At 71.4% G+C, this 25,280-nt stretch carries 27 protein-coding genes and 2 pseudogenes; 14 read left to right on the forward strand and 15 right to left on the reverse strand.

Features of this window, described 5'->3' with window-relative positions:
* Nucleotides 1-13 precede the first annotated feature (13 nt).
* Together MUY22_RS23795 and MUY22_RS23800 are read left to right on the forward strand one after the other, a co-directional pair.
* Nucleotides 14-634 carry a TetR/AcrR family transcriptional regulator gene (locus tag MUY22_RS23795; protein ID WP_247062666.1) on the forward strand — a complete coding sequence of 207 codons (621 nt, stop codon included), beginning with the start codon at nucleotides 14-16 and terminating at the stop codon, nucleotides 632-634.
* A 4-nt stretch (nucleotides 635-638) separates the two neighbouring features.
* The gene (locus MUY22_RS23800) at nucleotides 639-1,574 is read left to right on the forward strand and encodes an LLM class F420-dependent oxidoreductase (RefSeq protein ID WP_247062668.1); all 936 of its coding nucleotides are present in this window, start codon (nucleotides 639-641) and stop codon (nucleotides 1,572-1,574) included.
* Between the two features lie 66 nt (nucleotides 1,575-1,640).
* Here the strand turns inward: MUY22_RS23800 and lipB are convergent, their stop codons facing one another.
* From lipB to lpdA, 5 genes are all read right to left on the reverse strand, one after another.
* Nucleotides 1,641-2,384, reverse strand: a complete 744-nt coding sequence (gene lipB / locus MUY22_RS23805; RefSeq protein ID WP_247062669.1) for a lipoyl(octanoyl) transferase LipB — start codon at nucleotides 2,382-2,384, stop codon at nucleotides 1,641-1,643.
* Entirely contained in the window at nucleotides 2,381-3,004 is a 624-nt protein-coding gene (locus MUY22_RS23810; RefSeq protein WP_247062670.1) for a phosphatase PAP2 family protein, read from the reverse strand. Before MUY22_RS23810 ends, lipB begins: the two co-directional genes overlap by 4 nt.
* Nucleotides 3,001-3,876, reverse strand: a complete 876-nt coding sequence (locus MUY22_RS23815) for a TIGR01777 family oxidoreductase (protein WP_247062671.1) — start codon at nucleotides 3,874-3,876, stop codon at nucleotides 3,001-3,003. Before MUY22_RS23815 ends, MUY22_RS23810 begins: the two co-directional genes overlap by 4 nt.
* Nucleotides 3,877-4,087: 211 nt before the next feature.
* Nucleotides 4,088-5,857: a 2-oxoglutarate dehydrogenase, E2 component, dihydrolipoamide succinyltransferase gene (gene sucB / locus MUY22_RS23820; protein WP_247062672.1), complete on the reverse strand. Its 1,770-nt coding sequence runs from the start codon at nucleotides 5,855-5,857 to the stop codon at nucleotides 4,088-4,090.
* A 56-nt stretch (nucleotides 5,858-5,913) separates the two neighbouring features.
* Complete coding sequence (lpdA, locus tag MUY22_RS23825) at nucleotides 5,914-7,287, reverse strand: dihydrolipoyl dehydrogenase (protein WP_247062673.1); 1,374 nt, start codon at nucleotides 7,285-7,287, stop codon at nucleotides 5,914-5,916.
* A 181-nt stretch (nucleotides 7,288-7,468) separates the two neighbouring features.
* Between lpdA and MUY22_RS23830 the strand changes: the two are divergent.
* Nucleotides 7,469-7,814 (forward strand): annotated as a pseudogene (locus MUY22_RS23830) (oxidoreductase).
* A gap of 18 nt (nucleotides 7,815-7,832) precedes the next feature.
* Here MUY22_RS23830 and MUY22_RS23835 read toward each other — a convergent pair.
* From MUY22_RS23835 to MUY22_RS23845, 3 genes are read right to left on the reverse strand one after another with little or no spacing between them, the layout of a single operon-like run.
* Nucleotides 7,833-8,285 carry a GNAT family N-acetyltransferase gene (locus MUY22_RS23835; RefSeq protein ID WP_247062674.1) on the reverse strand — a complete coding sequence of 151 codons (453 nt, stop codon included), beginning with the start codon at nucleotides 8,283-8,285 and terminating at the stop codon, nucleotides 7,833-7,835.
* On the reverse strand, nucleotides 8,282-9,247 hold the full coding sequence (locus MUY22_RS23840) for an SMI1/KNR4 family protein (RefSeq protein WP_247062675.1): 966 nt from the start codon (nucleotides 9,245-9,247) through the stop codon (nucleotides 8,282-8,284). The genes MUY22_RS23835 and MUY22_RS23840 overlap by 4 nt, the downstream gene beginning before the upstream one ends.
* The gene (locus MUY22_RS23845; RefSeq protein ID WP_247062677.1) at nucleotides 9,248-10,747 is read right to left on the reverse strand and encodes a leucyl aminopeptidase; all 1,500 of its coding nucleotides are present in this window, start codon (nucleotides 10,745-10,747) and stop codon (nucleotides 9,248-9,250) included.
* A 109-nt stretch (nucleotides 10,748-10,856) separates the two neighbouring features.
* Here MUY22_RS23845 and MUY22_RS23850 point away from each other — a divergent pair, with 109 nt between their 5' ends.
* Entirely contained in the window at nucleotides 10,857-11,705 is an 849-nt protein-coding gene (locus MUY22_RS23850; RefSeq protein WP_247062679.1) for a hypothetical protein, read from the forward strand.
* The gene (locus tag MUY22_RS23855) at nucleotides 11,698-12,372 is read left to right on the forward strand and encodes a DUF402 domain-containing protein (protein WP_247062681.1); all 675 of its coding nucleotides are present in this window, start codon (nucleotides 11,698-11,700) and stop codon (nucleotides 12,370-12,372) included. Before MUY22_RS23850 ends, MUY22_RS23855 begins: the two co-directional genes overlap by 8 nt.
* Here the strand turns inward: MUY22_RS23855 and MUY22_RS23860 are convergent.
* Nucleotides 12,329-12,634 (reverse strand): hypothetical protein, encoded by a 306-nt coding sequence (locus tag MUY22_RS23860; protein WP_247062683.1) that lies wholly within the window; start codon nucleotides 12,632-12,634, stop codon nucleotides 12,329-12,331. The two genes, MUY22_RS23855 and MUY22_RS23860, sit on opposite strands and share 44 nt — an antisense overlap.
* A 118-nt stretch (nucleotides 12,635-12,752) precedes the next feature.
* Here MUY22_RS23860 and MUY22_RS23865 point away from each other — a divergent pair, with 118 nt between their 5' ends.
* Nucleotides 12,753-13,856 (forward strand): branched-chain amino acid aminotransferase, encoded by a 1,104-nt coding sequence (locus MUY22_RS23865; protein ID WP_247062685.1) that lies wholly within the window; start codon nucleotides 12,753-12,755, stop codon nucleotides 13,854-13,856.
* A 73-nt stretch (nucleotides 13,857-13,929) separates the two neighbouring features.
* Here the strand turns inward: MUY22_RS23865 and cobT are convergent, their stop codons facing one another.
* Nucleotides 13,930-15,006: a nicotinate-nucleotide--dimethylbenzimidazole phosphoribosyltransferase gene (cobT, locus tag MUY22_RS23870; RefSeq protein WP_247062686.1), complete on the reverse strand. Its 1,077-nt coding sequence runs from the start codon at nucleotides 15,004-15,006 to the stop codon at nucleotides 13,930-13,932.
* Nucleotides 15,007-15,162: 156 nt separating this feature from the next.
* On the opposite strand from cobT, the gene MUY22_RS23875 reads away from it, so the two are divergent.
* Both MUY22_RS23875 and MUY22_RS23880 read left to right on the forward strand, forming a co-directional pair.
* Nucleotides 15,163-15,711 carry a dihydrofolate reductase family protein gene (locus tag MUY22_RS23875; RefSeq protein ID WP_247062687.1) on the forward strand — a complete coding sequence of 183 codons (549 nt, stop codon included), beginning with the start codon at nucleotides 15,163-15,165 and terminating at the stop codon, nucleotides 15,709-15,711.
* A gap of 20 nt (nucleotides 15,712-15,731) precedes the next feature.
* Nucleotides 15,732-16,418 (forward strand): 2-C-methyl-D-erythritol 4-phosphate cytidylyltransferase, encoded by a 687-nt coding sequence (locus tag MUY22_RS23880; RefSeq protein WP_247064082.1) that lies wholly within the window; start codon nucleotides 15,732-15,734, stop codon nucleotides 16,416-16,418.
* Here the strand turns inward: MUY22_RS23880 and MUY22_RS23885 are convergent.
* On the reverse strand, nucleotides 16,415-16,870 hold the full coding sequence (locus MUY22_RS23885; protein WP_247062688.1) for a hypothetical protein: 456 nt from the start codon (nucleotides 16,868-16,870) through the stop codon (nucleotides 16,415-16,417). The two genes, MUY22_RS23880 and MUY22_RS23885, sit on opposite strands and share 4 nt — an antisense overlap.
* Nucleotides 16,871-17,006: 136 nt before the next feature.
* On the opposite strand from MUY22_RS23885, the gene MUY22_RS23890 reads away from it, so the two are divergent.
* From MUY22_RS23890 to MUY22_RS23900, 3 genes are read left to right on the forward strand one after another with little or no spacing between them, the layout of a single operon-like run.
* Nucleotides 17,007-17,756 (forward strand): GntR family transcriptional regulator, encoded by a 750-nt coding sequence (locus MUY22_RS23890; protein WP_247062689.1) that lies wholly within the window; start codon nucleotides 17,007-17,009, stop codon nucleotides 17,754-17,756.
* The gene (locus tag MUY22_RS23895) at nucleotides 17,753-18,592 is read left to right on the forward strand and encodes a phosphoribosylaminoimidazolesuccinocarboxamide synthase (RefSeq protein WP_247062691.1); all 840 of its coding nucleotides are present in this window, start codon (nucleotides 17,753-17,755) and stop codon (nucleotides 18,590-18,592) included. The genes MUY22_RS23890 and MUY22_RS23895 overlap by 4 nt, the downstream gene beginning before the upstream one ends.
* Nucleotides 18,585-18,812, forward strand: a complete 228-nt coding sequence (locus MUY22_RS23900) for a hypothetical protein (RefSeq protein ID WP_247062693.1) — start codon at nucleotides 18,585-18,587, stop codon at nucleotides 18,810-18,812. The genes MUY22_RS23895 and MUY22_RS23900 overlap by 8 nt, the downstream gene beginning before the upstream one ends.
* 63 nt (nucleotides 18,813-18,875) lie before the next feature.
* Here MUY22_RS23900 and MUY22_RS23905 read toward each other — a convergent pair.
* Nucleotides 18,876-19,867 (reverse strand): annotated as a pseudogene (locus MUY22_RS23905) (aldo/keto reductase family protein).
* A 177-nt stretch (nucleotides 19,868-20,044) separates the two neighbouring features.
* Nucleotides 20,045-20,698: a DUF3043 domain-containing protein gene (locus tag MUY22_RS23910; RefSeq protein WP_247062695.1), complete on the reverse strand. Its 654-nt coding sequence runs from the start codon at nucleotides 20,696-20,698 to the stop codon at nucleotides 20,045-20,047.
* A 146-nt stretch (nucleotides 20,699-20,844) separates the two neighbouring features.
* Between MUY22_RS23910 and MUY22_RS23915 the strand changes: the two genes are divergently transcribed.
* On the forward strand, nucleotides 20,845-21,222 hold the full coding sequence (locus MUY22_RS23915) for an iron-sulfur cluster assembly accessory protein (RefSeq protein ID WP_247062697.1): 378 nt from the start codon (nucleotides 20,845-20,847) through the stop codon (nucleotides 21,220-21,222).
* 89 nt (nucleotides 21,223-21,311) lie between these two features.
* Here MUY22_RS23915 and MUY22_RS23920 read toward each other — a convergent pair whose 3' ends face one another.
* A complete protein-coding gene (locus MUY22_RS23920; protein ID WP_247062699.1) occupies nucleotides 21,312-21,482 on the reverse strand; it encodes a hypothetical protein in 171 nt (56 codons plus the stop codon).
* Between the two features lie 147 nt (nucleotides 21,483-21,629).
* Here MUY22_RS23920 and MUY22_RS23925 point away from each other — a divergent pair, with 147 nt between their 5' ends.
* Together MUY22_RS23925 and MUY22_RS23930 are read left to right on the forward strand one after the other, a co-directional pair.
* The gene (locus MUY22_RS23925) at nucleotides 21,630-22,619 is read left to right on the forward strand and encodes a carbohydrate kinase family protein (RefSeq protein ID WP_247062700.1); all 990 of its coding nucleotides are present in this window, start codon (nucleotides 21,630-21,632) and stop codon (nucleotides 22,617-22,619) included.
* A 273-nt stretch (nucleotides 22,620-22,892) separates the two neighbouring features.
* On the forward strand, nucleotides 22,893-23,165 hold the full coding sequence (locus MUY22_RS23930; RefSeq protein WP_247062701.1) for an RICIN domain-containing protein: 273 nt from the start codon (nucleotides 22,893-22,895) through the stop codon (nucleotides 23,163-23,165).
* An 84-nt stretch (nucleotides 23,166-23,249) separates the two neighbouring features.
* Here the strand turns inward: MUY22_RS23930 and asnB are convergent, their stop codons facing one another.
* Nucleotides 23,250-25,184: an asparagine synthase (glutamine-hydrolyzing) gene (asnB, locus tag MUY22_RS23935; protein WP_247062702.1), complete on the reverse strand. Its 1,935-nt coding sequence runs from the start codon at nucleotides 25,182-25,184 to the stop codon at nucleotides 23,250-23,252.
* Between the last annotated feature and the right edge of the window lie 96 nt (nucleotides 25,185-25,280).

Consider the following 25,280-nt stretch of genomic DNA (forward strand, 5'->3'; position numbering starts at 1 on the left):
GAAGGTGGCGACAATGAGGTCCAGGCGACTCGACTACTCCGAGTCGACGCGGTCGGCGCTGGTCGACAGCGCGGTGGAACTGATCACCAAGCGCGGGTACGCGGGGACCTCGCTCGACGAGATCGCCAAGCGCGCCCGGGTGACGAAGGGCGCGCTCTACCACCACTTCAGCGGCAAACAGGCCCTCTTCGAAGCCGCGTTCGACTCGGTCGAAAGCCTCGTCTACGACCGCCTGGACAAGATCATGAACGGCGAGGGCACCCCCTGGGAGCGGGCCCTCGGCGGCCTCAACGCGTTCATCCGCGCCTGCCTCGACCCCGCCTACCAGCGGATCGCCATCCACGAGGCACCGGTCGTGATGGGCTGGGAGCGCTGGCGCGAGGCCGAAGAACGGTGCAGCTTCGGGCTGGTGCGGACGGGCCTGCAGTCGCTGATCGACGCGGGCGAGGTCGAGCCGGTGCCCGTCGAGGTCACCGCGCGGCTGCTGTTCGGCGCGCTGTCGAGTGCGGCCACCGAGATCGCCAGCTCTCCGGACCCGAAGAAGGTCGGCGCCGAGATCGAGGACGTGATCGTCCGCATGCTGGTCCGGCTGCGGCGCACCGACGGCGAAGAGGCCACTCCGTCGATAGGCTGACGCGGTGGACTTGAGGATCTTCACCGAGCCCCAGCAAGGGGCCAGCTACGACGACCTGCTGCGCGTCGCCAAGGCGACCGAAGCCGCCGGCTACGACGCTTTCTTCCGCAGCGACCACTACCTGAGGATGGGGGACGCCGACGGCCTGCCCGGCCCGACCGACGCGTGGATCACGCTCGCCGGCCTGGCCCGGGAGACCAGCCGGATCCGGCTCGGCACGCTCGTCACCGCGGCGACCTTCCGCCACCCCGGGCCGCTGGCCATCTCGGTGGCGCAGGTCGACCAGATGTCCGGCGGGCGGGTGGAGTTCGGCTTCGGTGCCGGCTGGTACGACGCCGAGCACGAGGCGTACGGCCTCACGCTGCCGCCGCTGAAGGAGCGCTTCGACCGCTACGCCGAGCAGCTCGAGATCATCACCGGGCTGTGGAAGACGCCGGCGGGGAAGACGTACTCCTTCACGGGCGGCCACTACACGCTGACCGACTCGCCGGCGCTGCCGAAGCCGGCCCAGTCACCGGCGCCGCCGGTGATCATCGGCGGCTCGGGCAAGAAGCGCACCCCGGCGCTGGCCGCGCGGTTCGCCGACGAGTTCAACCTGCCGTTCGCCGACCAGGAGTCCGCGGCCGCGCAGTTCGCCCACGTCGAGGCGGCGGCGCAGGAGATCGGCCGCGACCCGAAGGAGATCCTGCGCTCGGTGGCGCTGGTCATCGGCGTCGGCCGCGACGACGCCGAAGTCGAGCGCCGGGCGTCGGCCATCGGGCGCGACGTCGCCGGGCTGCGGGAGAGCGGCCTGGCCGGCTCGCCCGCCGAGGTCGTCGACCGGATCGGGCAGTGGCGCGAGAAGACCGGGATCACCCGCGTCTACCTGCAGCTGCTGGACCTGTCCGACCTGGACCAGATCGACCTCATCGCCGCCGAGGTCGCCCCGCAGCTGGACTGAGCCGCAAAGCCGTGAAGGCCTCCTTACCGGCTCTTATGGCCGGGAAGGAGGCCTTCACGGCTTTTGTCAGTTCTGCAGGGCGAAGGTGACGCCCGCGGCCTGCGGGGCCTCGGGGCGGGGGAGCCAGCGGTCGTCGCTCACCGGCAGCTCGCCTTCGAGGGCCGCGAGGACGGCGTCGCGCGCCAGCGGCAGGACCGCGGCCACGCTGACGTCCTTCTGCAGTTCGTAGGACAGCGACGTCACGCCCGCGTCGCGGATGCCGCACGGCACGATGGTGTCGAACGCGGCCAGGTCGGCGTCGCAGTTCAGCTCGAAGCCGTGCATCGTCACGCCGCGCTGGACGCGGATGCCGATCGCGGCGATCTTGCGCTCGATGCCGCGCTCGTCGGCCGGGATCCAGACGCCGCTGCGGCCTTCGACGCGGCCGGTGTGCACGCCCAGCTGATCGCACACGTGGATCAGCGCCTCCTCGAGCCGCCGCACGTAGTGCACGACGTCGATCGGGTCGGCGAGCTTCACGATCGGGTAGCCGACCAGCTGGCCGGGGCCGTGCCAGGTGATCTTGCCGCCGCGGTCGACGTCGATCACCGGGGTGCCGTCCGTGGGCCGGTCGGCGGGCTCGGTGCGCTTCCCGGCAGTGTACACCGACGGGTGCTGCAGCAGGAGCATCGTGTCGCCGGCGGTGCCGTCGGCCCGCGCGGTGAGCGCGCTCCGCTGGAGCTCCCAGGCCTCGGCGTAGTCGATCGTGCCGAGCTCGCGGACGTCGACGGGTTCGGTGCTGGCGCGGCAGGAAATCCGGGAAGAACTCACCCGTCGAGGCTACGCCCGTCACCCGGCGGAAGCAGGCGCAAGGCGCACGCTGAGAGCAGCCCGACACCGGTCACGGCGAGCACCGCGCCGATCGTGTCGGTGACCCAGTGCACACCCAGCACGACCCGGCAGGCGGCGATCAGCACGGTGGCCACGACGACGGCCACCGCGACCCGCTTCACCAGCCGCGGCCACAGCCACGCGCACAGCAGGAGCAGGACGAACCCGGTGCTCGCCACCGACGTCACGTGCCCGCTCGGGTAGCTCAGGTCCGGGTAGTCGCGGGGGCGTTCGCGCAGGAAGATCGGCTTGAACACGAGGCTGGTGAGCCGGCAGAGCACCAGCACGACCGCCAGCCGGACGCACAGGCCGACGTGTTCGCGCCGCCGCAGCGCCAGCGCCACCAGGGCCGTGCCGAGGACGAACGGGAGCACCGGGCCGAGGACGTCGCTGCCGGCCTGGGCGACCCGGCCGAGCGGCTGGGCGTAGACGTCGTGGAGGGCGTCGGCCACGGCGACGTCGAGGGCGAGCGGCTGCCGCGCGACGCTCAGCCCGAGCAGGACGAACGCGGCCGACAGCGCCACGCCGACGACGAGCCAGCGCCGGATCTGAACGGTCATGCGGCGGCGAGCGCGCTGTCCAGCGTCGAGTGCCGGAACGCGTAACCGGAGCGCTCCAACGCGGCCGGGAGCGCGCGTTGCCCGAACAGCGCCATTTCCTCGCCGGCCTGGCCGAGCACGGCCTTGAGCGCGAACCCGGGCACGAACCACGGCGCGGGCCGGTGCAGCGCGCGGCCGACCGCGCGGGTGAACTCGGCGTTGGTCACCGGCGCGGGCCCGGTCAGGTTCACCGGCCCGGACAGCGCGTCGTGCGTGAGGGCGTGGACGATCGCGCCGACCTCGTCCTCGAGGGCGATCCACGGCATGTACTGGCGGCCGTCGCCGAGACGCGCGCCCAGGCAGAACCGGAAGAGCGGCCGCAGCGTGCCGTAGAGCCCGCCCTTCGCCGACAGCACCAGCCCGGTCCGGATGTGGACGACCCGCGCGTCGCGCGCCGCCGCCGTCGCGGCTTCCCACTCCGCGCACAGCTCGGCCAGGAACCCTTGTCCCCGCGGGGAGTTCTCGTCCACAGTGGACGGTCCGGGGTTGCCGTAGTACCCCACGGCGGACGCGTTGACCAGGACGCCGACGCCGTGTTCGGCGACGGCTTCGGCGAGCACCTCGGTCGGCTCGACGCGGCTGTCGGTCAGCTGCTGCTTGCGCATCGCGCTCCAGCGGCCGGGAAACAGCGGCTTGCCACCCAGGTTCACGACGGCGTCGACACCCTCGAAGGCACCGTCGGTGATGGTGCCGGCGGGCGGATCCCAGCGGTGTTCGCCCGCCGCCCGGGTTTCGCGCCGCACCAGCGTGCGGACGTCGTGGCCGTCGCGTCGCAGGCGGTCGCCCAGCGCCGACCCGATCAAGCCGCTCGCTCCGGCGATGAGTACTCGCATGGGTCGATCGTGGCCCATCTCGCTCCGCCCCGCACTCCGGGTCCCGCGCCGCACCAGGCCCGGAAAGCCGTGAAGGACTCCTTCCCGGCTCTTATGGCCGGGAAGGAGTCCTTCACGGACAACGGCGCCGCTCGAAGCTCGCGGCCGGAAACGACGAAGGCCGCCACGGGAGTTCCGTGGCGGCCTTCGTCGGCGTGAGTCAGAGCGTGAGTCAGAGACCGAGCTCGTCCTCGAAGTTGCCCTCTTCCAGACGCTGCTTGATCGTCATCAGGAAGCGGCCCGCGTCGGCCCCGTCCACCAGGCGGTGGTCGTAGGTCAGCGGGAGGTACGCCATCGAGCGGATGGCGATCGTGTCGTTGCCGTCGGCGTCCGTGGCGACGATCGGGCGCTTGACGACCGCGCCGGTGCCGAGGATGCCCGACTGCGGCTGCACGATGATCGGCGTGTCGAACAGGGCGCCGACGCTGCCGATGTTGGTGATGGAGAACGTGCCACCGGACAGCTCGTCGGGCTTGATCTGGTTGGCCCGCGCCCGGCCCGCCAGGTCGGCGATGCGGTGCGCGATACCGGCCAGGCTCAGCTCACCGGCGTCGTGGATCACGACCGAGAGCAGGCCGCGCTCGGTGTCCACCGCGATGCCCAGGTGCACGGCGCCGTGGTAGGTGATCTCCTTCGTGTCCTCGTTGTAGGACGCGTTGACGTTCGCGTGCTGCTTCAGCGCCTCGACGGTCGCCTTCGCGAAGAACGGCAGGAACGTCAGGTTGACGCCCTCGCGCTCCTTGAAGGCACCCTTCGCCCGCTGACGCAGCTTGGCGATCTTGGTCACGTCCACTTCCTGGACCTGCGTGAGCTGCGCGGCGATCTGCAGCGACTCGCGGGTCTTGGTGGCCGTGATCTGCCGGATCCGGCTGGCCTTCTGCACGGTGCCGCGCAGCGCCTGGACCTCCGGGGAGACCGCGGTGGACGTCGCACGCGGGGCCGCCGGAGCGGACGCCGCGGGAGCCTGCGCAGCCGGAGCGGCGGCGGCCGGGGCCGGAGCGGCCGCGGCCTTCTGCTTCTCCTCGGCCGCGGCCAGGACGTCCTGCTTGCGGATCCGGCCACCGACACCGCTGCCGGTCAGGCTCGACAGGTCGATGCCGTGCTCCGACGCCAGCTTGCGCACCAGCGGCGTGACGTACGGGCCGTCCGCCGAGCTTTCCTTCGCCGCGGCGGGAGCGGGCTCGGGCTTCGGTTCCGGCTTGGACTCCTGAACGGGCTCCGGCTTCGGCTCGGGCTTGGGCTCCGGCTTCGGTTCGGGCTTGGACTCCTGGACCGGCTCCGGCTTCGACTCCGCCTTCGGCGCGGCACCCGCGGCACCGATCACGGCCAGGACGCCGGCGACCTCGACGGTCTCGTCCTCGCCCGCACGGATCTCCAGCACCGTGCCGGCGACCGGCGACGGCACCTCGGTGTCCACCTTGTCGGTGGAGATCTCGAGCAGCGGCTCGTCGACCTCGACCGAGTCGCCGACCTGCTTCAGCCAGCGCGTGACGGTGCCCTCGGTGACGCTCTCGCCCAGCTCGGGCAGCTTCACCTCGGTGCCTTCGCCGTCGGCGGCCGGCGCGGTGTCCGGCTTGCTCGGGGCGCTGTCCGGTGCGCTTTCCTGGGCCTGCGGCTCAGGGGCGGACTCGGGCTCGGGCTCGGGTTCCGGCTCGGACTTCTGCTCTTCCTGCGCGGGGGCGGAAGACTCGGGCGCGCCGCCGGAACCGTCGTCGATGACGGCGAGCTCGGCGCCGACCTCGACGGTCTCGTCTTCGGCGGCACTGATCTTCACGACCGTGCCCGCCACCGGGGAGGGCACCTCGGTGTCGACCTTGTCGGTCGAGATCTCGAGCAACGGCTCGTCGACCTCGACGGTGTCACCTTCCTGCTTGAGCCACCGGGTGACGGTGCCTTCGGTGACGCTCTCCCCGAGCTCCGGCAATGTGACGGAGTAGGCCATCGTTCGCTGACTCCTCTTTCAAGATTCTGCGTGGTCTGGATTCTGCTGGTGAGACGTCAGCTGTGCACGTGCAGCGGCTTGCCGGCCAAGGCAAGGAACGCTTCACCGAGGGCCTCGGTCTGGGTGGGGTGGGCGTGGATGAGCGGGGCGACGTCCTCGGGGAAAGCCTCCCAGCTGTAGATCAGCTGCGCTTCGCCGATGAGCTCGCCGACGCGGTCACCCACCATGTGTACACCCACGACCGGGCCGTCCGGCGCCTTGACCAGCTTGACCCCGCCGGAGGTCTTGAGGATCTGGCTCTTGCCGTTGCCGCCGAGGTCGTAGGTGAACGTGGTGACGTCCGAACCGTACTTCTCCTTGGCCTGCGACTCGGTCAGCCCGACCGAAGCGACCTCCGGGTGCGAGTAGGTGACCCGCGGGATGCCGCTCTCGTCGATCTCGCGCGGGGCGAGCCCGGCGATCTCCTCGGCGACGAAGATGCCCTGCTGGAAGCCGCGGTGCGCGAGCTGCAGGCCCGGGACGATGTCGCCGACGGCGTAGACGTTCGGCAGGTTGGTGCGCAGCCGGTCGTCGGTGAGGACGAAGCCGCGCTCGATCTTGACGCCGGCCTCCTCGTAACCGTGGCCGGCCGAGTTCGGGCCGCGGCCGACGGCGACCAGGAGCAGGTCGGCTTCGAGGGTCTCGCCGGACTCCAGCGAGACGCTCACGCCGTTGTCGTCCTGCTTCGCGCCGGTGAACCGCACGCCGGTCTTGAAGGCGATCTTGCGGCGGCGGAAGGCCCGCTCGAGCTGCTTGGAGGCGAACTCGTCCTCGTTCGGGACCAGCCGGGGCAGCGCCTCGACGATGGTGACGTCCACGCCGAAGGAGGCCCAGACGCTGGCGAACTCGACACCGATCACGCCGCCGCCCAGGACGACGACCTTCTTGGGGACGTAGTCCAGGGCGAGGGCCTGCTCGCTGGCGATGACGCGGCCGCCGAGCTCGAGCCCGGGCAGCGTGCGCGAGTACGAACCGGTGGCGAGGATGACGTTCTTGCCGGTGTAGCGGGTGCCGTCCACCTCGACGGTCGTGCCGCCGACGAACGTGCCGCTGCCCTCGACGAGGTTCACCTTGTGCGCCTTGGCCAGGCCCTGCAGGCCCTTGTACAGGCGGGAGACGATCCCGTCCTTGTACTTGTTGACCCCGGCGATGTCGATGCCCTCGAAGACGGCCTTGACACCGACGGACCCGGCTTCGCGGGTTTCGTCGGCGACCTCGGCGGCGTGCAGCAGTGCCTTGGTCGGGATGCAGCCCCGGTGGAGGCAGGTCCCGCCGAGCTTGTCCTTCTCGATCAACGTGACGGAAAGGCCCAGCTCGGCCGCGCGGAACGCCGCGGCGTAGCCGCCCGATCCGCCTCCCAGGATCACGAGGTCGGCGGAGGTGTCGGTCACTTCAATAGCTCCTCGGCAAGCAGTGGGGTGGTGCTCTGTTGTCGCCCCTGCCCGGTATAACCGCGCGCGCGACACCTCCATCTTGTCACTACGCCGGACGGGGCTGCGACCTAGCCGGGTGTGCGACGCCGACCACACGCGCGGTCCGGGATAATGAACAGGCAAAGTACCCGGAGGAGAGGTGGTCGCGGTGGGGCTCTTCGACTCGCTGCGCAGGCGCGGCAAGGGTGGCCAGAAGGCCGGCACGCTGCGGAAAGCCCAACACCGAGGACACCCGGCACCTCGAAGAGTGGGCGGCCTCGCGGCGCGGGGTGGAGGCGTTCGTCGAGCCGAAGACGAACGTCACCGAGACCACAGTGGTGTTGGTCGCTCACGACGGCGAGTGGACCCGGCGCCGGATCAGCAGCCTCGACGCCGCGCAGAACTTCGGCCAGCGCCGCTCGATCCCGGTCTACGAGGTCGCGCGGATCGGCTACCCGAAGCGGATGCGCGAGTACACCGAACGCAAGAAGCGCGGTCAGGTCTAGTGACGAGCCGCGGTAGACCTACAGCTCGATGCGGCCGACGACCTCGCCGTTGAAGGTCTGGCCGGTGCGGCGGAAGCCCAGCCGCAGGTAGAAGTCCTCCGGGCCGCCTTCGGCCGGGAGCCACAGCACCGTCGCGGCCTTCTCGCCGCGCCGGCGGGCTTCGTCGAGGACGGCTTCGACGGCGAACCGGCCGTAGCCGCGCCCCTGCACCCCGGCCCCGACGTTGAGCCGCCAGATGCCGCAGCGGAAGAAGTCCAGCTCCGCGTCCGGGTCGAACGCGCCCATCACGAAGGCGGCCGGCTCGCCGTCGGCGCGGATCAGCCGCGGCCAGGCGACCTCCGGCCGGGTGTAGGCCTCGGCCAGCGAGACGGCGACCGGCGCGACGAAGTCCTTCTGGTGCTCTTCGACCGCTAGCTGGCACGTGGCCGCGACGTTGTCGGGAGTGATCTTCTCCACGGTGAGGGTGTTCACCGCGCCGACGCTAACAGGGTGGCATGCCGTTCGAGCACCGAGCGGAACGACGGGTGCACGGTCGTCCCGAGTACCGGGTCGACCTCCACCACGTGCGACGCCGACAGCAGCAGGACGGCCGGGTCGGCCAGCAGCACCACGCCGTTCTCGGCGCGCAGGTCCGCCGTGCCGAGCAGGCGCGGGAAGACGACGTCGGCGGGCAGCCCGTCGCAGGTGCGCAGGAACGCGCGGTGGTCTTCGGGCAGTTCCACGCCGAGGCGCTGTTCCGCCGAGCGGATCGCCGCGGCCGACGCCGGTGGTGGCGTGGTGCCCCCGCCGCGCAGGCGCAGGATCGCCGCGATCAGCTCCGGCCAGGTGCCGAGGTCGGGCGGGTACCGCTCGTTCAGCGCCGCGACCAGCGCGCCCGCGCACGCCTCGGCCCAGTCGCCCAGGCCGAGCGGGTCCGCGCCGGCCACCAGGGCCGGGGCCAGCGCGCGCGTCGCGGCCAGCGTCGCGACGTCGGGACGCGGCCCGGTCAGCTCGGCCCAGCGGGCGAGGTCGCCGTCGGCGAGCGCGGTCCGGGCTTTGTCCGGCCGGGACGGCGCGACGTGCTTGATCACTTCGGCGATCGCCCCGGGCGGGAGGACGCCGTCGAGATCGGAGACCGGGCGGCGCAGGGTGGCCGTGTGCGCGCGCTCTTCGGCGTCGGGATCGAGTGGCGGCAGGCCTTCGGCCCACGACGGACGACCGCCCCGGGCCTCGAAGAGCATTTCCCACGCGCGGGCCCGGATCGGGTCGCTCGCGAGCGCGCTCACCGGCCGTTCCGTGCTGGCCTGCCACTGGGTGACCAGCCGGTCGGCCTCGCCGAGGGCGCCGGCGGTGGCCAGCAGCAGCGCGGCGTAGCCGACCTGGTTGTCCACAGTGGACGAGGCGGCGGTCAGGACGTCCCTGACCGCCGCTTCGAGGTACTCGCCCGGATCCACTCAGCCGTTGGCGGCGATGTCCGCCAGCACCGCGGCGATCGAGCGGACCGGCACCCCGGTGCCGCCCTTGCCGGTGTAGCCCCACGGGCCGGCGGTGTTGAACGACGGGCCGGCGATGTCGATGTGCACCCAGTCGAGGCCGTCGGCGACGAACTCGCGCAGGAAGATGCCGGCCGCGAGCATGCCGCCCCAGCGGTGCCCGGTGACGTTGGCCAGGTCGGCCAGCCGCGAGTCGAGGTCGGCGCGCAGCTCCTCGGGCAGCGGCATCGCCCAGCCGTTCTCGCCGGTGGCCTGCATGATCGCGGCGACGCGGTCGCGGAAGTCCTCCGAGCCCATCACGCCGGCGGTGCGGTTGCCGAGCGCGACGACCTGGGCGCCGGTCAGCGTCGAGGTCTCGATCAGGTAGTCCGGGTTCTCCTCGGCGGCGCGCACCATGGCGTCGACCAGCACGAGCCGGCCCTCGGCGTCGGTGTTGAGCACCTCGACGGTCTTGCCGCCGTACATGGTGAGGACGTCACCCGGGCGGTACGACGTCCCGGACGGCAGGTTCTCCGCCAGCGGGATGTGCGCCACGACCTCGAGCGGGTACTTGAGCTTCGCGGCCAGGACGACCGACGCGAGCACGCCGGCGGCGCCGGACATGTCCGAGGTCATGTGGTCCATGTTGGCGGCGGGCTTGAGCGAGATGCCGCCCGAGTCGAACGTGATGCCCTTGCCGACCAGTGCGACCTTCTTGACGGCCTTGGCCGGCTTGTAGGCGATGCGGACGAGCCGCGGCTGGCGCGCGGAGCCGCCGCCGACGCCGAGGATGCCGCCGAAGCCCTTGCGCTTGAGGGCCTTCTCGTCGAGCACCTCGAACTCGAGGCCGTTGTCCTCGGCGAGCTTCTTCGCGCGCTCGGCGAAGGACGCCGGGTACAGGTCGTTCGGCGGGGTGTTGATCAGGTCGCGGGCGGTCAGCACGGCTTCGGCGATACTGGCGGACGCCTTCAGCGTCGCCTTGTGGTCGCGGGCCGTCCCCTCCGCGGGGCTCGCGAAGTCGAGCTTCGCGACCGGCGCGTCGCCCTTCTCGGAGCGGTAGGCGGTGAAGACGTACGAGCCGAGGATCGTGCCCTCGACGGCGGCCTGCAGGTCGAGCGCCGACAGCGTGACGAACGCGCGGTCGGTGCCGGCCAGCGCGCGGCCGGCGGCACCGGCGGCGCGGCGGACCTGCTCGGGGGTGACGCCGGCGCTCGCCTTGCCGAGGCCGACGGCCAGGACGACACCGGCGGACAGCTTGCCCAGCGTCGGCACCTTGACGACCTCTTCGGCCTTGCCGCTCGCGCCGAGCGTGGCGAGCAGGCCGGCGAGCCGGCCGTCGAAGGCGGCGTCCACGGCCTCAGCGCCCGCGGCGAGCACGGGCCCGTCCTCGCCGGCCACGGTGCCGATGACGACCACGTCGGCGCGCGTCTTGGCCAGTGCCTCCCCGGTGTTGTCGGACAGGGCGAGCTTGGGCACGGTCACTTCTGGCTCCTCGCGCGTTCACGTGGCACCGGGCACCGGCCCGGTCGGGATCGTGAGCCATGCTAATGACAAGCGGTGCACGGGTGAACAGAGGGAGAGGGAGGGCGGCGTGCGGCTGGGCGGTGGGCTGCTGGTCGCGCTGGCGGCCGGGGCGGCGGGCGCGGGCTGGTGGCTGCTGGCCGGGCTGGTGCTCGCGGCGGTGGCCGCGGCCGGGACGGCGCGGGTGCCGGAACCGGGTGATGCCCTGGTGGACCGGGTCGTCGTGGCCGTCGCGCGCCTGGCCGAGACCGCGGTCTACGCGATCGCGTTCGGCGCGTACGTCTTCCCCGCGCACCGGGAACTCGCCGCGGCGGTGTTCGTCGTGGTGGTCGCCGGGGCCGGGTTCGCCGGGATCGAGATCCCTACGTTCGTCGCACGGGCCGCGGGCGGGGTGCTCCTGGTGGCCGGCCTGGTCCTGGTGGCGCTCTGCGTGGCCGTGCCGCCGGTGTCGACCGTCGGCGGCGGCTTGCAGCCGCCGGACTTCGCCGGGGTGCTCGTCGCGGCCGTGCTCACGCTGCCGTTCCTGCGGCCGGCGGGCCGGGACAACGCCGGGCTCCGCGTCCTGCTGCTCGGCGCGGTCGCGGTGCTGGCCGCCTTCGCCGCGCTCTACCAGCTCGGCGCCGTCCGGCTCGGGCTGTCGCTGACGTCGTTGCGCGATCTGCTGTCCGCCGCCGACGCGGACTCGCTGCAGCCGCTGCTCACCGCGTTCGCCGTGGTCGCGACCGTGGTGCCGGCGCTCGCCGCGGGCGCGGAGGTCCGGACCCGGGCCGGCGTGCCCGGCCTCGCGGGCCTGGCCGTCGCCGCGGTGGCCGCGTACTTCCTGCCCGTGCTCCCGGTGCTCGTCGCCGCCGGGCTGGCGACCGTGATCGCACTGCTACTCGGCGTGCGCGCCCGCCGGTACAGTGGGTCGCGTGAGTGATCGACGCTGGCGGCCCGGGCAGACCGTGCTCGAACGGTTCCACCGGCCGGACGGCTCGATCGGCCAGGTCCACCCGCTGCGCGTCCTCGAAGACGACGGCCGCGTCCTGCTCGGCTGGATCCCGGCGGGCACGCCGATCGTCGGCAGCCGGCTCGTCGACGGCCGGCACATGGCGGACGCGCCCCTGGAGCAGCGGTTCCGCATCCCGCGCGTCGCCGTCCCGGACTTCTGGCACCGCACGTCCACGCTGCGCCGGATCGCCGACGACGAATGGTCGTCGGTGTGGTGGTTCTTCGACGCCGCGGGCCGGTTCACGAACTGGTACGTCAACCTCGAGGTGCCGCTCGGCCGCGGCCCGGGCGCGGTGGACCGGGTCGACGGCGTGCTCGACGTCGTCGTCGACCGGGACGGCACCTGGCGCTGGGACGACGAGGACGAGGCCGAGGTGGCGATCGACGCCGGCCGGCTGACCCCGGAGCAGCTCGACCGGCTGCGTGCCGAAGGCGAGCGGATCGGCGCGCTGGCCGAGCGCGGCGCCTACCCGTTCGACGGGACGGGCGCCGACTTCCGCCCGGAGCCGGACTGGCCGGCGCCGGAGCTGCCCGCGGGGCTGCTGGCGGAGCTCAGCCCGCCGTCAGGATCAGGACCAGCGCCAGCACGGCGTTGACCACCGCGAGGATCACGACGGACTTCGTCGGGATCATCTTCGGGAACACCGTCTTGTCGTGGATGCTGCGCCACCAGACGACGCCGAAGACCCCGGCGACCAGTCCGAGGAAGCCGCCGAAGCCGCTGCTGAGCACGGCCCAGCCGACCATGCCGAGCAGGCCGACGCCGAAGGTCAGCAGCACCGCGGTGACGAACGTCTTGACGCCGGCGCCGGTGCCCGGGGCGGACCGGGGGACCGGCTCAGTGGAGTGAAAGGTCACGGCGTCATCCTAGTGTGGTCGCGGCGCGGACGCGGGACGCGCGGCCGGTCGGGAACGCCGTCGGAAAACACGTGGACATCCGACTAACGCGCTTCCGACCAACAGGTATTCTCTGGCCATGACCATCACGACGCAGTTCACCTCTGTCCCGCACTCGAGCCCTGCGAGCCAGGAACGCGTCGCGGAGGTACTCACCGCCCCCGGTTTCGGGCTCTACTTCACCGATCACATGGTGACGGTCAAGTGGTCCAAGAGCGAAGGCTGGCACGACGCCCGGGTCGGCCCGTACGCCCCGTTCACCCTCGACCCGGCAACGTCGGTGCTGCACTACGGCCAGGCCATCTTCGAGGGTCTCAAGGCCTACCGCCAGCCGAGCGGCGCGATCGCGTCGTTCCGCCCGGACGCCAACGCCGCGCGCTTCCGGCAGTCGGCCGAGCGGCTCGCCATGCCGCAGCTGCCCGAGGAGCTGTTCCTCGAGTCGCTGCGCGAGCTGATCGCCGTCGACAACCGCTGGGTTCCCACCCGTCAGGGTGACGCGCTCTACCTGCGGCCGTTCATGATCTCGACGTCCACCGGCCTCGGCGTCAACAGCCCGGCCGCCGACTACGTCTACACCGTCATCGCGTCGCCGGCCGGGTCGTACTTCTCCGGCGGCATCAAGCCGGTGAGCGTCTGGCTGTCGACCGAGTACGTGCGCGCGGCGCCCGGCGGCACCGGCGCGGCCAAGTGCGCCGGCAACTACGCGGCGTCGTTCGTGGCGCAGGCGCAGGCCGTCGAAAAGGGCTGTGACCAGGTCGTCTGGCTCGACGCGGTGGAGCGGCGCTGGGTCGAGGAGATGGGCGGGATGAACCTGTTCTTCGTCTTCGGCTCCGGCGAGAACGCCCGGCTCGTCACCCCCGAGCTGACCGGCTCGCTGCTGCCCGGCGTCACCCGCAAGTCGCTGCTGCAGCTCGCGGAGCGGCTCGGCCACAAGGTCGAGGAGCGCCGGATCTCCACCGACGAGTGGGAGAAGGCGGCGGCCTCGGGGGAGCTGACGGAGACGTTCGCCTGCGGCACGGCGGCGGTGATCACCCCGGTCGGGCACGTCAAGCACGCGAACGGCGAGTTCACGATCGGCGACGGCCGGCCGGGCACGCTGACGATGAAGCTGCGCGAAGAGCTGACCGGCATCCAGGAGGGCACCCGCCCGGACCCGGACAACTGGATGATCGACCTCGGCTGAGTTCCGCCAAGTGCCGTGAAGGCCTCCTTACCGGCCATAAGCGCCGGTAAGGAGGCCTTCACGGCTTTCGGGGTCAGGTGGCGACGGCGGGGATGAGCGGGCCGGAGACGCCGGCCTGCTCGTGCGTGGCCGTCTCGGCCAGGACGCGCGCGGCCATCGACAGCAGCGGCAACGCCGTCACCGCGCCGGTGCCTTCGCCGAGCCGGACGTCCAGCTCCAGCAGCGGGCCCAGGTCCAGGTGCTCCAGCGCGAGGCCGTGCGCCGGCTCGGCCGTCCGCTGCCCGGCGACCCACCAGCGGCGGGCGCCCGGGGCGAGGTCCTCGGCGACCAGCGCCGCGGCGCAGGCGACGAGACCGTCGAGCACCACCGGCGTCCGCCGGACGGCGGCCTGGGCCAGGAACCCGGCCATCGCGGCGATGTCGGCGCCCGCGGTGGTGCGCAGCAGGGCGATCGGGTCGGCCAGCACGACGCGGGCCCGGCGCAGCGCGTCGCGCACCGCGGTGGCCTTGCGCATCCAGGCGTCGTCGTCGATGCCGGAGCCGCGCCCGACCACGGCCACCGGCTCGGTGCCGGTCAGCGCCGCGACGAGCACGGACGCCGGCGTGCTGTTGCCGATCCCGAGGTCGCCGGGGATGAGCAGGTCCGCGCCGCCGTCGACCTCGGCGTCGGCGATCGTGATCCCGGCGCGCACCGCGGCCTTGACCTCGGCGGCGCTCAGCGCGTCCTCGACGTCGATCGAGCCGGAGCCGCGGCGGACCTTGAACTCGCCGATCGAGCGGGTCGCGGGGGCCTCGGCGTCCACGGCCATGTCGACCACGCGGACGCTCGCGCCCGCGGCGGCGGCCAGCACGTTGATCACGGCGCCGCCGGTCAGCATCGTGCCCAGCAGCTGCGAGGTGACCTCGGCGGGATAGGCCGAGACGCCCTTGGCGGCGATCCCGTGGTCCCCGGCGAAGACGACGACCCGGGGCCGGGTGAACGGCCGCGGCGGCGACTGGCCCTGGCAGGCCGCGATCCAGACGCCCAGCTCCTCGAGCCTGCCGAGCGACCCGGCGGGCTTGACCAGCTTGTCGTGCAGGGCGATCGCCGCGGACCGGGCGTGCTCGTCGGGCGGGGTGATCTCGGGGAACTCGATGTCTTCCGGCTCCACACCAGGCCCTTTCCTCTTGTGGCGGCAGTCTTTTCCGGCACCGCCGCGGCCCAACCTACCGGGCCCGCGAAAATAGTTCGTGAGACGTGTCGATCCGGGCCTGCCCCGTTCGACGCGTGGTCGTAAGCGGGACCACGAACACAGGGAGACACCACCATGGGCCGGATCGTCAACGCCACGTACATGACCCTCGACGGCGACATCACGAACATGCAGAACTGGCACTTCACCTACCTCGGCGAGCAGGCCCACGCGGCCGTGAAGGCGCAGCTGGCCGCCAGCGACGCGCTGATCATGGGGCGCAAGACGTACGACGGCTTCTCGCAGGCGTGGCCGCAGCTGCCCAAGGACGAGGTCTCCGACCGGATGAACAGCATCGACAAGTACGTCGTGTCCACCACGCTGAAGGACCCGGAGTGGACCGGCTCGAAGGTGCTCTCGGAGAACGTCGTCGACGAGATCCGGGCCCTCAAGGAGCGCACCGCGGGCGACATCCTGCAGTACGGCTTCGGCGACGTCACCCGGCTGCTGCTCGACAACGGCCTGCTCGACGAGCTGCGCGTCTGGCTGCACCCGGTGCTCTCCGGCAACGCCACCCCGGACCAGCTGCTCTACCGCGAGACCGGCCAGAAGGCGTTCACGCTGAACGGCACCGAGGTGCACGACACCGGCATGATCATCCTGAGCTACACGCCCGCCCAGTAGTCTCGCCGCTCGTGGAAACGGTGGAGAAGACGGCGGCCGCGGTGGTGCTGGCCAGCGGCGCGGGCACCCGCGTCGGCGCGCGGCTGAACAAGGTCTACCTGCCGCTGGCCGGGCGGCGGGTGGTCGCCTGGTCCCTCGACGCCTTCGCCGGGGTGCCCGGCGTCGGCGTGCTGGTGCTGGTGATCCGGCCGCAGGACGCGGAGCTCGCGAACGAGGTGCTCGCCGGCTTCGACGGCGACGTCGAGGTCGTGCACGGCGGGCCCACGCGGCAGGCGTCCGAGCTGAACGCGCTGCGCCACCTCGCCCCGCGCATAACAGGCGGCCGGGTCGACGCCGTGCTGCTGCACGACGCGGCCCGGCCGCTGGTCCACTCCGACCTGGTCGGCGCGGTGCTGGCCCGGACACGCGAGGACGGGGGGGCTGTGCCGGGCCTGGCCGCGGACGACGTCGTCGAAGTGGATGCCGGGCACCTGGTCGCCCAGGTGCCCGGCGCGATCCGCGTCCAGACGCCTCAGGGCTTCCGGGCCGGACCGCTGCTCGAGGCCTACGAACAGGCGGAGCGTGAGGGCTTCTCGGGAACGGACACTTCGTCCTGCATGGAGCGGTACTCCTCCCTGCCGATCCGGTGGGTCCCCGGGGCGCCCGAGAACCTGAAGATCACCTACCCCCACGACCTGGTGGTCGCGGAGCGGCTGCTCGCCCGCTAAGCGCAGGCGGGTGGTCCGCCGTCGTCCCCCTTCTCCTCCTCGAAGCCGGTCCAGGTCGGGCGGATCGTCACGTCCGCGCGGAGCTCCATCGGGATGTGACAGCCCGGCTGCGGGCGCAGCGCTTGCAGTGGGGCGCCGGGGGTGCCCGGCTCCGCCAAGGTCAGCGCCGCCCGCAGCGTCCAGACCGGGGTGGCGTGGTATTGCCACGTGACCACCCGCGGGCTGAACACGTCGGTGCCCGGGAACGTCGGCACCCGGTAGGCGCTCGCCCGGTGCTCGTCCCGGAGTACGACCACGTCCGCGCAGGTCTGCCACTGGAAGACCGCCGCGTAGATCTCCGGCGCCTCGCGGCCGCCGAACAGGTGCAGCACCCATTTGCGGCGCCGGAGTTCCTCGAGCAGTTCCTCGAGATCCGGGCCGCCTGATCCGGTGTGGGATGTGGGCGGGGACACACTTTCGAGGGTAACTTGCGTACTAGAGCGCAGTCCAGCGCGTGTACTAGTACACCTGGGTGGTTCTGAGCAGGGCTTTGAGGGAGACCCCCTGGCGTGCTAGAACACTTGTGCGTAGTCCTCGTGAGGAGCCGCCTTGCCCACCCTCGACCGTCCTGAGCCGCCGTACCTGCAGATCGCGGGCCGGATCCGTGACGACATCCTGTCCGGCCGGTTGCAGGAGGGCGACGCGGTGCCGTCCGCCCGCGAGATCGCGCGCACGTGGGCCGTCGCGATGGCGACGGCCACCAAGGTCCTGGCCACGCTCCGCTCGCAGGGCCTCGTGCGCCCGGTGCGCGGCGTCGGCACGGTCGTCGACCGCGGCGGCCTGCACCGCAGCGCACTCGACCGCAGTGTCGCCTCGGCGCGCACCGGCAAGATCTACCCGCCGGGCCACTACGCCGTGATCCGGTCGGCCGGGCTCGAACCGGCGATCGAGCGGGCCGCGGCCGCTCTCGGCCTGGAAGCGGGCGCCCCGGCCATCCGGCGGCGGCGCACCACCTACGGGCCGGACTCGCGCCCGCTCTCGACGTCGACCTCGTGGTTCGACGGCGCGCTCTCGGCCAGGGCGCCGGCGCTGCTGGTGCCGGAGCGGATCGTCGAGGGCACGTCGGCCCACGCGGCCGCGCGGCTCGGCACGAAGATCACCGTCACGCAGGAACGGCACGCGGCGGGCCGGGCGGACGAGAACGAGGCGGCCGAGCTGGCGGTGCCGGCCGGGTCGCCGGTGCTGCTCGGCCGGAGCACCTTCCTCGCGGCCGACGGCACGGTCGTGGAATACGGTGAGTCCGCCGCGCTGCCCGAACACTGGGTTTTCCACGAGTACACGACTGAGGACGGCGAATGAAGCACATCCACGCGGGCAAGGTCCGTGACCTCTACGAGCTCGACGGCGACCTCCTGCTGGTCGCCACCGACCGCGTCTCGGTCTACGACGTCTCGCTCCCGACGTCGATCCCCGACAAGGGCAAGCTGCTCAACCAGCTGTCCGCGTGGTGGTTCGACCGGATGTCCGACGTCGTGCCGAACCACGTCGTCTCCGCGACCGACGTCCCGGACGAGTTCGCCGGCCGCGCGATGCGCTGCAAGCCGCTGAAGATGGTCCAGGTCGAGTGCATCGCCCGTGGTTACCTCGCCGGCCTCGGCCTGCGGGAGTACCAGCGCGACGGCAAGATCTCCGGCGTCTCGCTGCCGCCGGGCCTGGTCGAGGGCGACAAGCTGCCGGAGCCGATCTTCACGCCGACGACGAAGATCTCCGACACCGGGCACGACGAGTTCATGACCTTCGACGAGGTGCTGAACGAGATCGGCGAAGACACCGCGAAGCGGCTTCGCGAGCTGACGCTGGAGATCTACGCGAAGGGCGCCGAACACGCCGCCGCGCAGGGCGTCATCATCGCCGACACCAAGCTGGAGTTCGGGTTCGACGCCGAGGGCACGCTGACCCTGGGCGACGAGGTCCTGACGTCGGACTCGTCGCGCTTCTGGCCCGCCGACGAGTGGGAGCCGGGCCGGCCGCAGCACGCGTTCGACAAGCAGTTCGTGCGTGACTGGTCGCGCGGTACCGGCTGGGACCAGACCCCGCCCGGGCCGGAGATCCCGGCGGACATCGTCGAGCAGACGCGGCAGCGCTACACCGAGGTCTACGAGCGGATCACCGGGAAGACCTGGCCCCGTGGTTGAGCCGCGGGGCTACGACCCGTACCGGCTGATGGACGACGTCGAGAGCCTGCTGGCCGAGCGCGGCTTCACACCGGAGCGGCTCCCGGGCCGCGGCGGTGACCGGCTGGCCGGGGCGAGCCGCCTGCTGCGCGGGTTCGGCGTCGAACCCCGCGTCTCCCCGGAGGACGGCCTCGACTTGGATGGCCACGTGCCCTACCAGGCGCGGATCAACCAGGACTGAAAGCCGTGAAGGCCTCCTTACCGGCTCTTACGGCCGGTAAGGAGGCCTTCACGGCTTTCGACGTCAGGGGCTCTTGGTGAGGCTCGCGTCGCGCTCCACGACGTCGCCGAGGACGTCGTCGATCGCGGTGAGCAGGTCGGCGTCGAGCTTCTTGCCCGCGGCCTGGACGTTGTCCACGACCTGCTCCGGCCGCGAGGCGCCGATGATCGCCGACGCGACGTTCGGGTTCTGCAGCACCCACGCGACGGCCAGCTGCGCCATCGACAGGCCCGCCTGCTTGGCGAGGGGCTCGAGCTCGGCGACGCGCTTGAGGACCTCGTCGTCGAGGAAGCGGCGGACCATGTTGGCGCCGCCCTTCTCGTCGGTGGCGCCAACGAGCCCTCGGGGAACGCCGCGCCCGGCTTGTACTTGCCGGTCAGCACGCCCTGCGCGATCGGCGACCAGACGATCTGGCTGAGCCCCTCGCGCTCGGAGGCGGGGATGACCTGGTCCTCGATGACGCGCCAGAGCATGTTGTACTGCGGCTGGTTCGACACGAACGGGATCTTCAGCTCGCGGGCCAGCGCCGCACCCCGGCTGATCTGCTCGCCGGTCCACTCCGAGACGCCGACGTAGAGCACCTTGCCCTGGCGGACGAGATCGGCGAAGGCGAGCATGGTCTCTTCGAGCGGCACGCTCCGGTCGAACCGGTGCGCCTGGTAGAGGTCGAGGTAGTCGGTGCCGAGCCTCTCGAGCGAGGCGTTCGCCGACTCGAGGATGTGCTTGCGGGACAGGCCCTTGTCGTTGGGCCCCTTGGGACCGGTCGGCCAGAAGACCTTGGTGAAGATCTCCAGGCTCTCCCGCCGCTGCCCCTTCAGGCCGCGCCCGAGCACCGACTCCGCGGCGGTGTTCGCGTAGACGTCGGCGGTGTCGAAGGTGGTGATGCCGGCGTCGAGCGCGGCTTTGATGCAGGCGTGAGCCTGGTCCTCCTCGACCTGGGAACCGTGGGTGAGCCAGTTCCCGTACGAGATCTCACTGACGTTGAGGCCGCTGCGGCCGAGACGACGAAACTCCATACCCGCAGCCTAGGCGGTAATCGTTTGCTTTGCTAACGACCTGGAGCAACTCCAGCCCCGGCGACCGACGTGCCCGATCAAGTCACCCGCCAAGCGCGCCACTCCGGTTGGCGCGTCGGCGGTTCCGGACAGCGAAAAGCCGGGTGAGACGTGTCTCACCCGGCTCTTCCGGAAAGCTCAGTTGGGGATCGGGTCGCCCGGCTTCAGCCGAGGCTTCGGGACCCGCAGGCGCCGGATCTGGGAGGCCCGGACGAACGCGTACCAGCCGACGGACCGGCCGTTCACCGTCTCCTTGGGGAACTTCTCGCGCACCAGCTTGCCGATCTTGCGGCCGTTGACGAAGCCCTCGATGGCCATCACCAGCAGCAGCGCCGTGCACAGCAGGGTGATGTACGACTGGACCTGGGGCAACGGCACCAGCAGCGCGAGGAACACCAGGATCGCCAGCGGCATGAACAGGCCGAGCAGGTTGCGCCGGCTGTCGACCAGGTCGCGGACGTACGCCTTGACCGGCCCGCGGTCGCGCGGCAGCAGGTACTTGTCGTCGCCCGACATCATCCGCTCGCGGCGGACCTTCGCCTCGGAACGGCGGTCTTCCTTGCTCTGCGGGTTCGCCTTGCGAAGCTCCTTGTTGCGCTTCATCGCCTCCCGCATGGTGGTCGGCGGGGGTGCGACCGGACCCCGGCGCTTCGCCTCCGCCTCCCGCCGCTTGGGCGTGGCCTTGCCCTTACCGGGCGTGAACGACTTGCCGCCGACGTCGACGGCCTCGGTCGCGGCCGCGGCCGGCTCGTCGGCGGCGGTGTCTGTGGTGCTTCGGCGCAGGAACCTCACGTCACCAGGGTATTGCAGGCGTCACGCCGCCGTTTCACCAGGTCGATCGATGTGCGACCATGGCGGGGGAACAGATCGGACGCACCGGGTGTTGGACGTAGGGCACCAGGAGTATCCGCAGTGAGTTCGAACCTATGAGGAGTGCCATGACGACCGCTGAGCACGCCGGCGCGACGCAGGCCGAGACCGCCGAGGAGACCCACGGCGTCACGCTGACCGACACCGCGGCTGCCAAGGCGAAGGCCCTGCTCGACCAGGAGGGCCGCGATGACATGCACCTGCGCATCGCCGTCCAGCCCGGTGGCTGTGCGGGTCTGCGCTACCAGCTGTTCTTCGACGAGCGCACGCTCGACGGTGACCTGTTCCGCGACTTCGACGGCCTCAAGGTCGCCGTGGACCGGATGAGCGCCCCGTACGTCTCGGAAGCCGTCATCGACTTCGTGGACACGATCGAGAAGCAGGGCTTCACGATCGACAACCCGAACGCGACCGGCTCCTGCGCCTGCGGCGACTCGTTCCACTGAGCGTCGCGCGCCGGTTCTGAGCAACACGCGAGAAGGCCCCGCCTCCGAACGGAGGACGGGGCCTTCTTCGTTGCTGCGGGGTTGCGGGCTCAGACGTAGGCGTCGAGCTCCGCGACCTGGGCGTGACACGCCTCGTCGACCTGCCACGGCGGCGCCTGGACGCGCGGCAGCGGGACGTCGCCCGCACGCAGCGTCGTGGGGATGTGGGCGCAGTCGGCGATCAGCTCGGACAGGGTCTCGGGTTCGGTGACGGCTTTCACGATTCGTAACGCTATTGATCGCGACTCGACTGGAGAAGGAGTACCAGCCGGTAGTCTCGGGTGGTGCGCGCGAACAACCCGGATGGGGCACGACCCGGGGGTAAGTTCGCGCCGTTTGCCGTGAGGTCGACCACAAAGGAGCAGCCGGTGGCAGACAGGGCCAGGATCGCAGTGTCCGGCAGTATCGCAACCGACCACCTCATGCACTTCCCCGGAAGGTTCGCCGAACAGCTGGTGGCCGAGCAGCTGCACCGGGTTTCGCTGAGCTTCCTCGCCGACGACCTCGTGGTCCGGCGCGGCGGGATCGGCGCGAACATCGCGTTCGGTCTCGGCGTGCTGGGCGTCAAGCCGGTGCTGGTGGGCGCGGTCGGCGCCGACTTCGCCGACTACCGCTCGTGGCTGGAGCGCCACGGCGTCGACACCTCGGGTGTGCACGTGTCGGAGACCGCGCACACCGCGCGGTTCGTCTGCACGACGGACGAGGACCTCTGCCAGATCGCGACGTTCTACGCGGGCGCGATGGCGGAGTCCCGCAACATCGAGCTCGCGCCGATCGCCGACCGCGCCGGCCCGCTGAGCCTGGTGCTGATCAGCCCGGACGACCCGGAGGGCATGGTCCGCCACGCCGAGGAGTGCCGCCAGCGCGGGTACACCTTCGCCGTCGACCCGTCCCAGCAGCTGGCCCGGATGTCCGGGGAGCAGGCGCGGGCGTTCGTCGCGGGCGCGAAGTACCTGTTCAGCAACGACTACGAGTGGGAGCTGCTGCTCCAGAAGACCGGCTGGACCGAGGCCGACGTCCTCGACCAGGTCGGCGTGCGCATCACGACGCTGGGTGAGAAGGGCGTCGAGATCGTCGGCAAGGGCGGCGTCGCGCTGCAGATCGGCGCGGTGCCCGAGCGCGCCAAGGCCGACCCGACCGGCGTCGGCGACGGCTTCCGCGCGGGCTTCCTGGCGGGCCTCGACGGCGGCCTGAACGTGGAGCGGTCCGCGCAGCTCGGCTCGCTCATCGCGGTGCTGGTGCTCGAGACGGTGGGCACCCAGGAGTGGACGTTCGACCGCGCCGACGCGCTCGCCCGCATCGGCGAGGCCTTCGGCCCGGACGCGGCCGAGGAGATCTCGGTGGTCCTGCCCGTCTGACGCACTGTTGTGCGAAGGCCCCCTCGCCGGTCGGCGAGGGGGCCTTTTCGTGGGCTTGACCTGGGGGTTTTCGGCTGGGCTTGAGTCTCTCGACGACGTCCCGTCCGGTACGGAGAATGGCGGACGAGGCGGCCGAGAGGGGATCGGGCGGCTCCACCAGGGGGAACCCCGGCAGCGGCCCGCGGGCCGCTGCCGGTCCTCCGCGTCGCCGATCCGGGCATCGAGCTGCAGCTCTACAGCGGCCCGGCGGCCGACCCGGACCACCCCGCCTACGTGCTGCGGAGCGGGTGGAACGACCGCTGCCTCGAACCGGACCAGAACGGGCTCTTCACCGACGGCGACAAGGCGCAGCTGTGGGACTGCGGTGGCATCGCGCTCGAAGCGTTCTCCATCACGAAGAACCCGGAAGGCTTCTACCGGTTCCAGAACGCGTACTCCGGCCGCTACCTGGAGGCTTCGAAGACCGCTCCGGGCGGGGGCGTCAACGGCACGAAGGCGCAGCTGTGGGACTTCGTGGCCGGCGCCACCAACCAGTGGTGGCACTGACGCACCGAAAAGGGCCTCCCCGCCGCGGCGAGGAGGCCCTTTCGCTGTCCCGCGCGCGGGACAGTCACTGTCTACAATGGACGGTCAGAGCTTGACCGGGTACACCGGCTCCGGGATCTCCGGCTTGATGCGGTGCTCCACGAAGATGCCGTGCCACAACATGAACACGATCAGCGCCCACAGCTGGCGGCTGCGGTCCAGCTGGCCCGCCTTGTGCTCCTCCAGCAGGGCCAGGATGGCCTTCTTGTCCAGCAGCTCTTCGGTCCGCGAATCGTTGATGATGCCCTTGGCCCAGTCGTACATCTCGTTGCGCAGCCACAGCCGGATCGGCACCGGGAAGCCGAGCTTGCGGCGGTTCAGCACGTGCGCCGGGATGATCTTCGCCAATGCCTGGCGCAGCGCGTACTTCGTGGTGTTGTGCGCCAGCTTCTGGTCCAGCGGGATCAACGCGGCGACCTTGAACACCTCGGCGTCCAGGAACGGCACCCGCAGCTCCAGCGAGTTCGCCATGGTCACCTTGTCCGCCTTGACCAGGATGTCGCCGCGCAGCCAGGTGTAGAGGTCGACGTGCTGCATCCGGGCCACCGGGTCCCAGCCGCGCGAGACGTCGTACCAGGGCGCCGTGACGTCCTTGAAGCCCACGCCTTCCTGGTAGGTCTTCAGCACGTGGCGCAGCTGGTCGTCGCGGAAGTTGCGGGCGTTGCCGTAGTAGCGGTCCTCCAGCGGCAGCGCGCCGCGGCGCAGCAGGTCCTTGCCGCGGGTGCCCTCGGGGATCTTCGTGGAGACCTTGCCGATCAGCTTCCGCATGCCGCCCGGCATCTTCTCGAACGGCGCCAGCGAGATCGGCTCGTTGTAGATCGTGTAGCCGCCGAACAGCTCGTCCGCGCCCTCGCCGGACAGCACCGCCTTGACGTGCTTGCGGGCCTCGCGCGCGATGAACCACAGCGGCACCAGCGCCGGGTCGGCCACCGGGTCGTCGAGGTACCAGACGATGAGCGGCAGCACCTCCATCATCTCGTCCGCGGTGACCGTGCGGACGACGTGCTTCACGCCGATCGCGGCGGCCGACTCGGCGGCGACGTCGACCTCGGAGTAGCCCTCGCGCTCGAACCCGGTGGTGAACGCGATCAGGTTCGGGTTGTGCTCCTTGGCCAGCGTGGCGGTGGCCGTGGAGTCGATGCCGCCGGAGAGGAACGCGCCGACGGTGACGTCCGGGTCGGAGATCATGTGCTTGCCGACCGAGTCGCGCATCACATCGGCGATGCGCTCGTACAGCGCCTCGGCCTCGGCCGGCCCGTTGACCGGCTTCGCCGCGAACTTCGGGTGGAAGTAGCGAGTGAACTGCACCTCACCGCCGGGGACCACCTCGAACGACGTCCCGGACTCGACGCGGCGGATGCCCTGGTGCAGCGACTCGGGCTCGGGCACGTACTGCAGGACCAGGTAGTGCTGCAGCGCCTTGCGGTCCAGCTCCTGCGCGACGCCGAGGGTGTCCGACAGCTCCAGCAGGCTCTTCTTCTCGCTGGAGAACGCCACGCCGCCGGGGCCGGCCGAGTAGAACAGCGGCTTGATCCCGAACGGGTCGCGCGCGCCGAAGACCCGCTTCTCCTGCGAATCCCAGATCATGAAGGCGAACATCCCGCGCAGCTTCCCGACCCACGCGGCGCCCAGGTAGTGGTAGCCGGCGACGATCGCCTCGCCGTCGCCCTCGGTCTCGAACTTCGCCCCGTGCTCGCCGGCCAGCTCGGCCCGCAGCTCCAGGTAGTTGTAGATCTCGCCGTTGAAGTTCATCGTGTACCGGCCCGGCGCCTCCGGCGGCCCCCAGACGAGGGGCTGGTGCGCGTGCTCGACGTCGATGAACGCCAGCCGGTTGAAGCCGTAGACGACCTCGGCGTCGGCCCAGGTGTCCTGCTCGTCGGGCCCGCGGTGGCGCTGGCAGCGCATGGCCGCGCCGACGGCGTCACGCGCGTTCGCAGCGCCGGTTTCGGTCGCGCAGATCAGTCCAAGCAGGCCGCACACGGGTACTCACACACCTTCAGGGTCTTCGTGGGGCTGGGGAGCGCCCAGTATGCCGGGCGCGCCGTGGCGAGTACCACGCGCGTCGAGGGAGGCCCC

The sequence above is a fragment of the Amycolatopsis sp. WQ 127309 genome, assembly GCF_023023025.1.
In the GTDB taxonomy this organism is placed as follows: Bacteria; Actinomycetota; Actinomycetes; order Mycobacteriales; family Pseudonocardiaceae; genus Amycolatopsis.

Bases quoted from the DNA above. Each gene is read 5' to 3' on its own strand.
- MUY22_RS23795 (WP_247062666.1), top strand. From the start codon at position 14: ATGAGGTCCAGGCGACTCGACTACTCCGAGTCGACGCGGTCGGCGCTG.
- MUY22_RS23810 (WP_247062670.1), bottom strand. From the start codon at position 3,004: ATGACCGTTCAGATCCGGCGCTGGCTCGTCGTCGGCGTGGCGCTGTCG.
- MUY22_RS23815 (WP_247062671.1), bottom strand. From the start codon at position 3,876: ATGCGAGTACTCATCGCCGGAGCGAGCGGCTTGATCGGGTCGGCGCTG.
- sucB (WP_247062672.1), bottom strand. From the start codon at position 5,857: ATGGCCTACTCCGTCACATTGCCGGAGCTCGGGGAGAGCGTCACCGAA.
- MUY22_RS23865 (WP_247062685.1), top strand. From the start codon at position 12,753: ATGACCATCACGACGCAGTTCACCTCTGTCCCGCACTCGAGCCCTGCG.
- MUY22_RS23875 (WP_247062687.1), top strand. From the start codon at position 15,163: ATGGGCCGGATCGTCAACGCCACGTACATGACCCTCGACGGCGACATC.
- MUY22_RS23895 (WP_247062691.1), top strand. From the start codon at position 17,753: ATGAAGCACATCCACGCGGGCAAGGTCCGTGACCTCTACGAGCTCGAC.
- MUY22_RS23915 (WP_247062697.1), top strand. From the start codon at position 20,845: ATGACGACCGCTGAGCACGCCGGCGCGACGCAGGCCGAGACCGCCGAG.